Below are 13,007 nucleotides of genomic sequence, written 5' to 3' on the forward strand. Positions count from 1 at the left end.
ATTTCGCTCCGATACTGGATAGTCATTTAGAAAAGAGTGCCCGCCGGGGGACGGAGCACAAAACTGTTTGCCGTAGCGTTACCGGCGCCAGCGGTCTGGTTCACCTGTACGAGACCCGTTGCATTCCTGAAAGCCGAGCTGGAAATTCCGGCTTCACGAATGCCACTGGTCTGCACCATTTGCCCCCTACCGCCGTTCGATGCAGCCGCCGCGGACAGATCGCCATCCGAGACGGTTTCAACACCCATCGCCGCAGCGCCGATCTGGGCACTGTTGCTCTGGAGATTCGCGACGCCCGCCGACTGGTTCACCATCACCGCGCCGGACGTGTTCGCAAAGGCGTTGCTGCCGATCGTGGCCGTGGCGTTGTTCAGCCGGGCCGCGGCGCCTGCGCCTTGCGAGATGAGATTGCCGTTGACGACCACGGAGCCGCCCGTGGCGATCGTCAACTGATTGGCCTGGGCGTTGTTCAGGCCGGTGGTTTCGTTCACCGCGAGCGCGCCGGTCGTGCCGGTGGCCGCGCCGGGGGCGATCACCGAATAGCCGCTCACGACGGCCTGGGCGTGCGCCGCGCCGCTGGCGGCGAAAGCCGCGCCGAGCGCGAGCGAGACGACGAGACGGCGGGACGGACGGAAGCTCAGACGTGCGTTCATTTGAGCGCTCCGAGTGCGCCGGTGAGCGGCGCGAGCGCGCTCGTCACCGAGGAGGAAATGGTGCCGCCGAGACCGCCGCCCGCCTGGGCGCCCGCGCCGAGCGGCACATTGCTGCCGGTCTGGTTGCCCGCGAGGATGCGCGTGACGGCCTGCACGCCCGCCGCCGCGCCGCCGAGCGCGGCGCCCGTGTTGACGCCGCTCGAACCGTGCGCGTTGGTGAGATCGGCGTCCGAGACGAGCTGGGCGATGGCCGGATCGAAACTGTTCTTCGGGAAGGTCGTGGCGCGCACCGCGACCGGGTCCTGGCTCTTCGGCACGGCGTCGAACGCGCTGCGCGGCGTGATGTTGCGCTCGATGATGATGTCGCCGGGATTGCTCACCTGCTGCGCGCCGGCGGCCGTCGCGAGCAGCGCGGCGCTGGCTGCGCACACCGCTGCGGCGATCCGCGGGCGACACGCGCCCTTGACGGGCGCCGTAAGGCGTTCGTTCATGTTGGTCTCCGTCTCCGCGCGGGGCGACTTCCTGTCCGCGCCGCTCCCGTTTCCGCGCCGCGAACGGCGCGGGAATGTTCTCGATGACTGCGTCTGGTTGTGCGTCTGCGTCTGCTTCTGCTTCTGCGTCCGGTCTTGCGTCGGCCCGGCGCCGCTTATCGGCGGAAGTAGCTGGCGATGTTCCCCTGGGCCGCCTGGCTGCTATCCACGGGAATCGGTATCGGCGTGGGCGGGGCGATCTCGTCCCATAGCGTCACGCTGGCGCCGCGCATCAGTTGCGGCGTGGCGGCGACCATCACCATGCCCACGGCGCCGCCGCGCTGGCGCGAGAGGGTCTGGTCGTCGAGCATGCCGACGCCCGCGAGGATGCCGTTGTCGCTATCGCTGCTGTGTTCGCCGGCCTGGCCCGGATCGGCGGCGAGCGGGGCGCTGCCGTTCGGGTTCTGGCCGGCGTTCGGGTCTTGCGACGGGATCTGGCCGTTGTCGACGGTCAGCGGCTCGGCCTTGAGCGTCGCAGGCATGATGGCCGCGTCGTTCGTGCCGAGGGTGGCGGCGGTTGTTGCAGGAACGACATCCGCGTTCGCGGCGCTCTGGGCGCGCGCGGCCGGCGAGAGCGCGAACAGCGGGACGAGCAATACGGCGGGAATCAGCACGGCCGCGAGGGCGGAACCGTAGCTCATTACACTGCGCCGGACGTTCGGTTGATTGGGTCGCATGGCGTATCTCCTGGTGCGAGTCATTTAGCGAAAGCTGTGCCATGTCCCGCAATCCATTGATACGCCGGGGCTCCTGTTATTTTCTGCGGATTTTGAATTGCCGATTTTCGCGAAAATGTTTCAGCGCTGAAACGTCACCCGCTTTAAACCCCTCAAAACCCACTTCAAGTTTCAACGGAGAACGTTTGCGAGGTGGTATAAGGAATTACGTGTTACGGGTAACGCGTTACGTAATGGCGGGACGCTGGGAACGTCTTTTGCGACATGAATGCGAATAATTTTCTTCTTACGTATCAAGGCTAAGGGGCCAGGAGCCGCCTGGAAGCATTTCCATCGAACCCTTATCCATTCACGTCGCATAAATTCTGTTCAACTCCCTAGCGCATATAGTAAGCTTCAGAAAAACGCGTAATGCCGATAACTAAAGCCCACACGTGGGCACGTTGACACACACGCCGCAGCTCGGGGATTCAACGTCAGCAAAAAACCCTGGCTTTCGCCTTCATCTGATCACCCGGCGGAGCGCGGTTTTTGCTGCGTGTCTGTACATCAGGTGCGTGCCGTCATTCCGCAACGATGTGTTGGCAAGAGGATCTGAATAATGGAATCCGCAACGCGGCAATTGGTTTACGTGACGCGCAATCCGAACGAGGCGCTGAACGAGCGGTTCCACGAGCGTGGCTGGCAGGTGGAGATTGTCGGCAACGCGAGGGACGCGCGGCGGGCGCTGCGCGCGGGTCTGCCTGCGGGCGGCCTGCTGGATCTGTCGAGCCAGTTCCATCTGCATGAAATCGGCGCATTCGAGCCTTGCCTCACGCTGCCGCACGTGGGCTGGGTCGCCGCGACCACCACCGGCCAACTGCAGGACGCCAATCTGCGCCGTCTCGTGCGCGATTACTGTTTCGATTACGTAACGGTACCGTGGAGCGGCGATCGCATCGTCGATTCGGTCGGTCACGCCTATGGCATGGTCTCGCTGGTCGAGAACGCGTCGAACGACACCACGGGCGGCACCGAAGGCGAAATGGTCGGTTCGTGCGAGGCGATGCTCGCGCTGTTCCGCTCGATCCGCAAGGTGGCGATGACCGACGCGCCCGTGTTCATCTCGGGCGAATCCGGTACCGGCAAGGAACTCACGGCGGTGGCGATCCACGAGCGTTCGTCGCGCCGCAACGCACCGTTCATCCCCATCAATTGCGGCGCGATTCCGCCGCATCTGCTGCAGTCCGAGCTGTTCGGTTACGAGCGCGGCGCGTTCACGGGCGCGAGCCAGCGCAAGATCGGCCGCGTGGAAGCGGCCAATGGCGGCACGCTGTTTCTCGACGAAATCGGCGATCTGCCGCTCGAAAGCCAGGCGAGCCTGCTGCGCTTCCTGCAGGAAGGGAAGATCGAGCGCCTCGGCGGCCATCAATCGCAGCCCGTCGATGTGCGCATCATCTCGGCCACGCACGTCGACATGCGCGCGGCAATGGTCGAAGGGCGCTTCCGTCAGGATCTGTATCACCGCCTGTGCGTGCTGCAGATCGACGAGCCGCCGCTGCGCGCGCGCGGCAAGGACATCGAGCTGCTCGCGCGTCACATGCTCGAACGTTTCAAGAAGGACGGCAGCCGCCGTCTGCGCGGCTTTTCGCCGGACGCCATCGCGGCGCTTCACAATTACAGCTGGCCGGGCAACGTGCGCGAGCTGATCAACCGTGTGCGGCGCGCCATCGTGATGTCGGAAGGGCGCGCGATCACGGCGCGCGATCTGGAGCTGGGCGATTACGTGGAAGTGGTGCCGGTGTCGCTCGCGCAGGCGCGCGAGGCGGCCGAGCGTCAGGCCATCGAACTGGCGCTGCTGCGCCATCGCGGCAGGCTGGGCGACGCCGCCCAGGAACTCGGTATTTCGCGCGTGACGCTGTATCGGCTGCTGTGCGCGCATGGCATGCGGCACATGGAAAGCGATCCGCTCGCGCCGCATCCCGGCGGACTGGTTTCGGGGGGCGGGGCCGGTTGAGCGGCCGCGCGTTCGAGGGGACCAGCACCAAGAGCCGTTCGACGGCCTCAATAGCAGTGTGCGTTGTGCAGTGTGTGTGTGGTGAAGTGATGAAGGGCCCGATTGGGCCCGAATGACGATGGTGGAGCCAGGGTACATGCGGACTTGCGCGGGGGCGCAGGCTCGCGTGGATGGGAGGGCGCGTAGTGCGCGCGTCGGCTCGTTCATGCCGGGAAGCGTCGGGTGCCGTGCGGATCGCCGCGCGCTGCCTGACGCGGCCGGTCGATGCGGTGGGGCTTCAGCGCCTGTTTAGCGCTTCCTTTGCCGCTTTCCTCGCAGCGTTCTTCCGCGTTTTTTCTCTGTTTTTCCCTTTCGATACCGCCTTCTCGACGCGCGCGCACGCTCCGCGCGGGTGACCGCACGCGCGAGCGCTCCCCGCGGCGTCCGACAGGCACTCGCCGCGCATGCTATAAAATCGCTGTTTTGAATCCGCACGGGCGCATCGCGCGTCCGCTCAGGGAATTCGCATGAAACAGTATCTCGAGCTCGTCCGCTCGATTCTCGACACCGGCACCTGGCAGGAAAATCGCACCGGCATCCGCACCATCAGCATGCCCGGCGCGATGCTGAAGTTCGATCTTCAGCAGGGCTTCCCCGCCGTGACCACGAAAAAGCTCGCGTTCAAGTCGGCCGTGGGCGAGCTGATCGGCTTCCTGCGCGCCTCGCGCAACGCCGCGGACTTCCGCGCGCTCGGCTGCAAGGTCTGGGACGCCAACGCGAACGACAACGCCCAGTGGCTCGCCAATCCGTACCGCCGCGGCACCGACGATCTCGGCGACGTCTACGGCGTGCAATGGCGCCAATGGCCGGCCTACAAGGTGCTCGACGCCGAAGCCGCCGCACAGATCGCCGACGCCCGCGCGCGCGGCTACACCGAAGTGACGGCGTTCGAAGAGGGCGGCCGCTCGAAAGTGCTGCTTTACAAGGCGATCGACCAGCTGCGGCAGTGCCTCGACACCATCGTGAACAACCCGGCCGACCGTCGGATTCTGTTTCATGGCTGGAACCCCGCCAAGCTCGACGAGATCGCGCTGCCCGCCTGCCACCTGCTTTATCAGTTCCTGCCGAACGCGCAGAAGCGCGAAATCTCGCTCTGCCTGTACATCCGCAGCAACGATGTGGGCCTCGGCACGCCGTTCAACCTGACTGAAGGCGCGGTGCTGCTGCATCTCGTCGGACGTCTCACGGGCTACACGCCGCGCTGGTTCACGTATTTCATCGGCGATGCGCATATCTACGAGAACCAGCTCGACATGCTCAACGCGCAGCTCGAGCGCGAGCCGTACGAGAGCCCGCGTCTCGTGATCGCCGACCGCGTGCCGGAGTTCGCGAAAACCGGCGTCTACGAACCCGAGTGGCTGGAGAAGGTCGAACCGGCCGACTTCTCGCTCGAAGGCTATCGCCACCACGCGCCGCTCACCGCGCCAATGGCCGTGTGAGGTTTTTGTAGCGCGATCCCGGCCATTGCCTGCGAGTCAGGCGCTTCGAGCCGATAAAAAAGCCCGCGAAACGTTTTCGTTCGCGGGCTTTTTCGTTGCTGACGCAGCGATTCGGTCAGCGCCGATCAACCGTGATGACGATCGTCGTGATTGCCGCCCGCGTGCTCCTGCGGATGCGGCGCGGGTTGCGGGCGCGGCGCCTCCTGATGCGGCTGCGGTTGCGGTTGCGGACGGGCTTCCGCGCGCGGCTGCGGCTGGGGCTGCGGATGGAATTCCTGGCGCGGCTGCGCTTGCGGCTCCTGACGCGGCTGCGGGTGGAACTCCTGGCGAGCCTGTTGCTGCGGCTGCGGCTGCGGGTGAAATTCCTGACGCGGCTGGGCTTGCGGCTGCGGCTGCGGACGGTTTTCCACGCGCGCTGGCTGCGGCTGCGCTTGCGGTTGTGGTTGCGGACGGAATTCCTGACGCGGTTGCGCCTGAGCCTGCTGCGGCTGCGGCTGCGGCTGCGCTTGCGGACGCGGCTCGGCGCGCGATTGCGCCTGCTCCGGACGCGGCTGCATCTGCGCGGGCTGCGGCACGCGTTGCGGCTGACCCGCTGCGGCTTTGGGCGCGCGTCCCGGTGCGCCTTCGCGCGCCTCGTGCGGCGGCTGCATCGCCACTGTTTGCGGCGCCTGTTGCGCGGGTTGCGCCTGCTGCGGGCGGCCCGCTTCGTTGCCGCCAGGCTGACCGCGCATGGCCATCGGCGTATGCGGCTGGGTCCAGACCGGCTGATGTGTTTCGCCCGGCGCACCGGCCGTCGGAGCACGGCCGTTCATCGCCGTCTGCGGCTGGCCCGCTTCCGGACGACCGGCCTCGGGACGGCCCGCGAACTGCGGCGGACGCGGCACGCCCTGCGCGCCGGGCGCTTGCCGGGCTTGTTGCGGGGCAGGTTGGCCCGGTCGAGCCTGCGGCGATTGCGCCATCGCCGGGCCGTGGCCGTTTGCCATGTTCGCCCCCATCGGCTGCGCGCCGGGCTGACCATGCGGCGCGTTCTGCGCGACACCGCCGGGCTGGCCCGGCGCGCCGTTCGGACGCGCGCCCGCGCCGATCACCGGCGAGTGGGGCGTCACGACGCGCACGTTCTGCTGCGGCGAGCCGCCGCGAGCGGACGGTGAGAACGGCGAGAACGAGGCGTGGGCGGGCGCCGAGACGCGCACCACCGGCGCGCCCGCGCCCGGCACCGTGCCGCCGCCGTGGGCGAAGCGTTGTGCGAGGTTGTCGTGGAACGCGGGCGGCGCGACCGGCGCGCGGGTCGCGACCACCTGACGCTGATTCAGCGACGCCGGCGGCCGGTAGTCGGCGCGGCGCATGTTCGGCCCGAAGCTGCCCTGAACCGGCGCGATGCCCGGCGTGCCCGACTGGATGCGCGCGTTCTGCCACTGACGCGGATCGACGTGCTGCGCGAAGCGCGACGTCGACTGGCCGTGCACGAAGGCCGTCGCGGGCACGGCGGTCACGGCGCCCGGCACGCGGTAATTCACGTACGTGTTGTGCACGTTGATGTTCGTGATGTTCACGTCGCGCCGGTAGTTGTTGACGACGACGTTCTGGTTCACGCGTTCGTAGTAGCGCGGGCTCCAGCCGCCCCAGTGCGGATGCCACGGTTCGCCCGGCCCGAGCGCGAACCAGGCCACGCCCGCCGCGGCCGCGCCGCCGATCGCCAGATTCACGCCCCAGTCCGAGCCGCCGCCACCGCCGCCGCCCACGAAGGCGACGAGCGCGGGCGCGTACACGGGCTGCGCGGTTTCGACCATCGGACCCGGCACCCAGGCCCAGCTGTCGTCGACCTGCGCCCAGCGGCCGTAGTGATACGGCGCGAAGCCCCACGGGGCGTCGTCGACCCAGGTCCAGCCCCAAGGTGCCTGCCAGACCCAGTGGCCGTCGTGATACGGCGCCCAGCCCGTCGGCACCGAATTCGGCATCCACACTTCGCCGTACTGCGGGCTGTCGCGCCACGTGCCGTTGGCGTCGAGATCCTGATAGCCGGGCACGTCGCGCGAAACATAGCGCGCCGAGACCGAGCGGTCCTCGGCGGCGTCGCGCGCGAGCGCCCACTGATCGAAGGCGTCGGGCGGCGGGGCGGCGTCGCTGGCCACCTGCTGCAGGTCGGTGCCCGCGAAACGGATCTGCTGGCCCGCCTGGATCGGCGTCTGGCCGTTCTCGCCGTAGACCGTCGCGCTGCCGCTGCGCACCGTCACGGTCGTGCTGCTGCCGTCGGGCGCGACATCGACGCGATAGTCGCCAGGGCCGCTCACGCCAAGCGCGAGATTCGGCGTGTCGATTTCATACGCGCTGCCCGGCGGCAGTTCGCGCACGCGCGTCGAGAGCGTGCCTTGTGCCACCTTCAGCTGCGCGTTCGAATCGTCGAGATTGAGGACGTCGAGGCTCGTCTGCGGCCCCATGCGCACAGCCGTCGAGCCGATGTGCATTTCCGAGCGTGCGTTGGCGTCGTTCCAGAGCTGGTCGCCGGTCGTGAGCGGGCGGTTCAGTTGGGCGTAGGACCAGTCGGTCGCGCCCGCGGGCTCAGTGGTGACGGCGCCCGCCGTGTAGTCGAGACGCGCGACGCGTCCGGGCGGATCGCCGGCCTGCGCCACGGCGCCGGGCGCCGCCTGGGCGTAGGCGGCCGGACTGGCGAGGTTGAGCGCGAAGGCGGCGAACACGGCGCCGGCGATGAGCGTGTGAGCCTGTGCGCGGCGGGTGCGGCGCAGCGGCAGGAGCGATGAAGTGCACGGTGTCATTTTGGTTCTCCACGGCCCGCCGAACATTTCGGGGAGCCATGTGGGGCACTCTATCCGCCCGGCCTGTTTCCATGCACACGGAATTGTTAAGGGCTATGCACTAGATGTAACAGAACGTGTGGACTCTGTTGTAAGTGACGAATTTCGCGGTGATTTGCGGGGAGTTGTCGGGTATTTGTCAGAATTTTGGTGCCTGTCGGCCGTTTCGGTCAGCCATTTCAGGCCGGCGCGAAGGCGTTGAATTCGCGCTGTCCGGACGGCGTGATGCGCAGCACGCGCGGACGGCTTGTGCGCTCGACCCAGCCATTCGCCGTGAAGCGCTCGAGCAGCGCCGCGCCGAGCGCGCCGCCCAGATGCGGACGCCGCTCGCTCCAGTCGAGACAGGTGCAGGCGAAGCGCCGCCGCCGCGAGCGCAACGCCGACAGATCGAGGCCCCACGCGGCGAGCCGGTCGATGCCCGCGGGCGTGGCGTCGAGGTCCTCGCCGTCGCGCACGAGCAGGCCGCCGTCGACGAGCCGCTCGAACACGCGCACCGCGACTTCGCCCGCCATATGGTCGTAGCAGGTGCGCGCGTGGCGCATCTCCACCGGCACCGTGCGCGCGGGGCGCGTGACGGGCCGCGCGGGCGCGGCGGCGTGCGCGACGTTCATCAGCGCCTCGATGGCCTGCGCGACCTCGGGCGTGGCGATGCGGTAATAGCGATGGCGTCCGCGCACGTCGAGCGCGAGCAGTCCGCCTTCGGCGAGCCGCGCCAGGTGCGCGCTCGCGGCGGACGGCGACAGGCCTGCGATCAGCGTGAGTTCGCCGGCGGGACGCGCGCTGCCGTCCATCAGCGACCACAGCATGGCGGCGCGGCCGGGATCGGCGAGCAGGGCGGCGACGCGGGCGAGGCCGGGGAAATGCTGGGTGTCGTCGCTGGCGGGAAGGATCATGGCGGCTCCTGGCTTCGCTTGACTTGCGATGAGTTTGGGTGCGTTCGGATGCGTTCGGGCGCGCTCGCGTTCGTTTCGGCGCGGCGGCCCATGTCCTCACTCTAGCGAACATCGGCATTCGACGTTTCAGCGTGACGTGAAATATCGCTGCGCCCGCGAAACTGAAGCGCCTCGGGCCCGCGCGCTAAAATCGGACTCTCACTCGAAGCAGACAGGCAGTCATGAAACGGATTCTGGCCATTGGCACGCTCGCCGCGTTCACGATGCTGTGCGCGGCCTGCGCAGGCGGCACGCCGGCGAGCAGCAGCGCGAGCGGCATCACCATGTACGGCACGATCGATCAGGGCATTTCGGTTCGCAACTGAGAGCTCTGCGCGATGCCTGAGCGCTTCCTTCGCGCGTTCTCGCCGTCGGACGCGTTGGCAGAAATTGATGCCGGCTTGACGTAACTGCCACATGCGCCCATGCGATGATGGTGCGTTCCCGGCTACGTCGCAGGTTGGCGCCATGACTTTTTCCTCTTCCGCGCGGCATGTGGTTTTCGCGGTCGCGCCCGAACTCGTGCTGCTCGATGCCTGCGGCCCCGTCGAGGCGTTCTGGCGCGCCGAACTGGCGGTACGCGCGGCCTCGGCACGGCAATCGCCGACGCCTTCGCCTGGCGAAGCACACGCCTACCGCGTCACCGTCGCCTCGCTGGCGGGCGGCGTGCTGCCGACCTTCGCGGGCCTGCCCGTCGTCACCGAGCGGCTCGATACGATCGACCCTGCCACCCTCGACACGCTGATCGTCCCCGGCATTCCCATCGACGACACGACCGTGCCCGATCCCGCGCTGGTCGCGTGGATCGCGGCCGCCGCGCCGCGCGCGCGCCGGGTCGCTTCGGTCTGCACGGGCGCGTTCTATCTGGCCGCCGCCGGCCTGCTCGACGGCCGCCGCGCCACGACGCACTGGCGCAACGCGGCGCAACTCGCGCGCCGTTATCCGCAAATCGATGTCGATCCCGAGCCGATCTGGCTGCGCGACGAGCGTGACGGCCGCGCGGTCTGGACGTCGGCGGGCGTGACGGCGGGCATCGACCTGTCGCTCGCGCTGATCGAGGAGGACTACGGTCACGCGGTCGCGATGCAGGCGGCGCGCCGACTCGTCGTGTTCATGAAGCGTCCGGGCGGTCAGGCGCAGTTCAGCGAGACGCTCGAAGCGCAGAGCGCGGCGGGCGGTGCGTTCGAGGCGCTGCACGGCTGGATGGCTGCAAATCTGCATGTCGAGCTGAGCGTGGAGCGGCTCGCCGAGGAGGCGCGCATGAGCCCGCGCACGTTCGCGCGCCGCTACGTGGAAGCGGTGGGGCGCACGCCGGCGCGCACCGTCGCCGCGATGCGCATCGAAGCGGCGGCGCATGCGCTCGCGCAATCGCGTCGGCCTGTCAAACGTATTGCCGCCGACTGCGGTTTCGGCAGCGAGCAGAACCTGCGCCGCGCGTTCGAGCGGCGCTATGGCGTGCTTCCGGTCGACTATCGCGCGCGGTTTTCGGCGGCGTGAAGCGCGCGCTTCGACGTAAAATCCGCGAAAAATCCCCAAAATATCGCCGAAATTTCCGCACAAGCGCCGCGCTGGGTTTTCAACGAATCTGCAAAACATCCGTACCAAAAGCACGGCTGCGGATGCCTTATTGCGCTCGTATAATCGGTCGCTCCTATAAACGAATCGCTGCGACGATTCCACGCCGCGCAAGCGCAAAAACCCCACACGAGCGGAGCCGATATGAGTACGCCTTCCCAGCCGCTGGACCGTTCGGAAACGACGTTCCGCTTCCTTGCCGAACCGACCTCGGTGAATTTCGGCGGCAAAGTCCACGGCGGTGCGTTGATGAAATGGATCGACGAAACCGCCTACGCCTGCGCGGCCGTCTGGTCGGGCCGCTATTGCGTGACGGTGAGCGTGGGCAACATCCGCTTTCGCCGTCCGATCCTCGTCGGCAACATGGTCGAGCTGCGCGCGCGCGTGGTGGCCACGGGCCGCACGTCGATGCACATTCACATCACCGTGCACGCGGGCGATCCGAAGAGCGGCCAGTTGCGTCTGACGACCGATTGCCTGATCGTGTTCGTGGCCGTCGACGAAAACGGCAACCCGATTCCCGTCCCGACCTTCGTGCCGGAAACCGACGAGCAGAAACGCCTCGCGAAATACGCGCTCGACGTGAAGGAAGCGCTCGATGCGATCGTCGAACTGAAGCCGGAGGAAGTGGCGAAGGGCGAAGTCTGACACGCACGACGCCGGAATAAAAAACGGGCGGCGAGGTTCGATCCTCGCCGCCCGTTCTGCATTTCAGCCCTTGATTCAGGGCTGATTCTGCATGTGCGTCCGCGCTCAGCCCTTCAGGTTGCCGACCATCTCGCCGGGCTTCACCCACTCGTCGAACTGCTGCTCGGTCACGTGGCCGAGCGCGAGCGCGGCGGCCTTGAGCGTCGTGCCTTCCTTGTGCGCCTTCTTGGCGATCTGCGCGGCCTTGTCGTAGCCGATGTGCGGATTGAGCGCCGTCACCAGCATCAGCGACTCGTTGAGCAGCGTGTCGATGCGGTCGCGATTCGGCTCGATGCCCACCGCGCAATGATCGTTGAAGCTGAGCGCGCCGTCGGCGAGCAGGCGGATCGATTGCAGTACGTTGTGCGCGATCATCGGGCGGAACACGTTCAGTTCGAAGTTGCCGCTCGCGCCGCCGATGTTCACGGCCACGTCGTTGCCGAACACCTGGCAGCAGAGCATCGTCAGCGCTTCGGACTGCGTGGGGTTCACCTTGCCCGGCATGATCGAGCTGCCCGGCTCGTTCTCGGGGATCGACAGTTCGCCGAGACCGCAGCGCGGGCCGCTCGCGAGCCAGCGAACGTCGTTGGCGATCTTCATGAGGCTCGCGGCCACGGTCTTGAGCGCGCCGTGCGCGAACACGAGCGCGTCGGCGGCGGCCATCACCTCGAACTTGTTGGGCGCCGTGACGAAGGGCACGCCCGTGAGCTTCGCGATGGATTCGGCCACCTTGTGCGCGAACTGCGGATGCGCGTTCAGGCCGGTGCCGACCGCCGTGCCGCCCTGCGCGAGTTCGTAGAGATGCGGCAGCGTGGTTTCCACATGCTTGATGCCGTGATCGAGCTGCGCGACGTAGCCCGAGAACTCCTGGCCGAGCGTGAGCGGCGTGGCGTCCTGCAGGTGCGTGCGGCCGATCTTGACGATGTCGCCGAACTGCTTCGACTTGGCCGCGAGCGTGTCGCGCAGCGTCTTCAGCGCGGGCAGCAGATGTTTGACGATGCCGACGGCGGCCGCGACGTGCATGGCCGTCGGGAACACGTCGTTGGACGACTGGCCGCGATTGACGTCGTCGTTCGGATGCACCTTGCGCGCCTCGCCGCGCTCGCCGCCGAGAATCTCGCTCGCGCGGTTCGCGATCACCTCGTTGAGGTTCATGTTGGTCTGCGTGCCCGAGCCGGTCTGCCAGACGGCGAGCGGGAACTCGCCCGCATGCTTGCCTTCGATGATCTCGTCGGCGGCCTGCACGATCGCGCGCGCCTTGGACTCGTCGAGCACGCCGAGGCCGTGATTCACTTCGGCGGCCGCGCGCTTGATGGTCGCGAGCGCGGTGATCAGTTCCGGCGACTGCTTCTCGGTCGAGATGCGGAAGTTCTGCAGCGAGCGCTGCGTCTGCGCGCCCCACAGTTGCGCGGCGGGCACGGCGATTTCGCCGAACGTGTCGCGCTCCATGCGGACGTTGTCTTGAGATGCGGTCATGGGTGACTCCGGTGAATGACGCGGCGCTGCATCGAAGGCGCGCGCCGCTTTCGTGACGGGTTCGATCCGCGTGATGGCTGGGCGACGGCGTCGCAGCGCGTGGCTGCGCGGCGCGAGGCCGGTGCGGGCGGGCCGCGCCCCGGAGCATGCGAATCGCACATGCGGGGCGGGGCGACGCTCGCGGCTGGCT

At 67.7% G+C, this 13,007-nt stretch carries 11 protein-coding genes; 5 read left to right on the forward strand and 6 right to left on the reverse strand.

Annotation, left to right across the window (positions count from 1 at the left end; translation table 11 throughout):
- Positions 1–26: 26 nt before the first annotated feature.
- The 3 genes from SB764_RS16435 to SB764_RS16445 all read right to left on the reverse strand — a co-directional run bounded on the left by SB764_RS16435 (position 27) and on the right by SB764_RS16445 (position 1,824).
- Entirely contained in the window at positions 27–653 is a 627-nt protein-coding gene (locus tag SB764_RS16435; RefSeq protein ID WP_065061274.1) for a hypothetical protein, read from the reverse strand.
- Positions 650–1,144 carry a hypothetical protein gene (locus tag SB764_RS16440; RefSeq protein WP_237181281.1) on the reverse strand — a complete coding sequence of 165 codons (495 nt, stop codon included), beginning with the start codon at positions 1,142–1,144 and terminating at the stop codon, positions 650–652. Before SB764_RS16440 ends, SB764_RS16435 begins: the two co-directional genes overlap by 4 nt.
- 155 nt (positions 1,145–1,299) lie before the next feature.
- Positions 1,300–1,824, reverse strand: a complete 525-nt coding sequence (locus SB764_RS16445; protein WP_237181280.1) for a hypothetical protein — start codon at positions 1,822–1,824, stop codon at positions 1,300–1,302.
- Between the two features lie 637 nt (positions 1,825–2,461).
- Between SB764_RS16445 and SB764_RS16450 the strand changes: the two genes are divergently transcribed.
- The gene (locus tag SB764_RS16450) at positions 2,462–3,856 is read left to right on the forward strand and encodes a sigma-54 dependent transcriptional regulator (RefSeq protein ID WP_065061275.1); all 1,395 of its coding nucleotides are present in this window, start codon (positions 2,462–2,464) and stop codon (positions 3,854–3,856) included.
- A 506-nt stretch (positions 3,857–4,362) separates the two neighbouring features.
- Positions 4,363–5,334, forward strand: coding sequence for a thymidylate synthase (locus tag SB764_RS16455; protein WP_074983865.1), 972 nt, complete (start codon positions 4,363–4,365; stop codon positions 5,332–5,334).
- A 125-nt stretch (positions 5,335–5,459) separates the two neighbouring features.
- Here the strand turns inward: SB764_RS16455 and SB764_RS16460 are convergent, their stop codons facing one another.
- Both SB764_RS16460 and SB764_RS16465 read right to left on the reverse strand, forming a co-directional pair.
- Complete coding sequence (locus tag SB764_RS16460; RefSeq protein ID WP_410864088.1) at positions 5,460–8,108, reverse strand: DUF6600 domain-containing protein; 2,649 nt, start codon at positions 8,106–8,108, stop codon at positions 5,460–5,462.
- 218 nt (positions 8,109–8,326) lie between these two features.
- Positions 8,327–9,040, reverse strand: coding sequence for an ArsR/SmtB family transcription factor (locus SB764_RS16465; protein ID WP_065061277.1), 714 nt, complete (start codon positions 9,038–9,040; stop codon positions 8,327–8,329).
- 221 nt (positions 9,041–9,261) lie between these two features.
- Here SB764_RS16465 and SB764_RS16470 point away from each other — a divergent pair, with 221 nt between their 5' ends.
- From SB764_RS16470 to SB764_RS16480, 3 genes are all read left to right on the forward strand, one after another.
- Positions 9,262–9,405, forward strand: a complete 144-nt coding sequence (locus tag SB764_RS16470) for a hypothetical protein (protein ID WP_167371413.1) — start codon at positions 9,262–9,264, stop codon at positions 9,403–9,405.
- A 142-nt stretch (positions 9,406–9,547) separates the two neighbouring features.
- Entirely contained in the window at positions 9,548–10,576 is a 1,029-nt protein-coding gene (locus SB764_RS16475; RefSeq protein ID WP_110328320.1) for a GlxA family transcriptional regulator, read from the forward strand.
- 222 nt (positions 10,577–10,798) lie between these two features.
- On the forward strand, positions 10,799–11,302 hold the full coding sequence (locus SB764_RS16480; RefSeq protein WP_065061279.1) for an acyl-CoA thioesterase: 504 nt from the start codon (positions 10,799–10,801) through the stop codon (positions 11,300–11,302).
- Between the two features lie 105 nt (positions 11,303–11,407).
- Here the strand turns inward: SB764_RS16480 and fumC are convergent, their stop codons facing one another.
- Entirely contained in the window at positions 11,408–12,790 is a 1,383-nt protein-coding gene (gene fumC, locus SB764_RS16485; protein ID WP_065061400.1) for a class II fumarate hydratase, read from the reverse strand.
- Positions 12,791–13,007: the final 217 nt, after the last annotated feature.

The organism is Paraburkholderia sp. SIMBA_027, assembly GCF_046535315.1.
In the GTDB taxonomy this organism is placed as follows: Bacteria; Pseudomonadota; Gammaproteobacteria; order Burkholderiales; family Burkholderiaceae; genus Paraburkholderia; species Paraburkholderia tropica.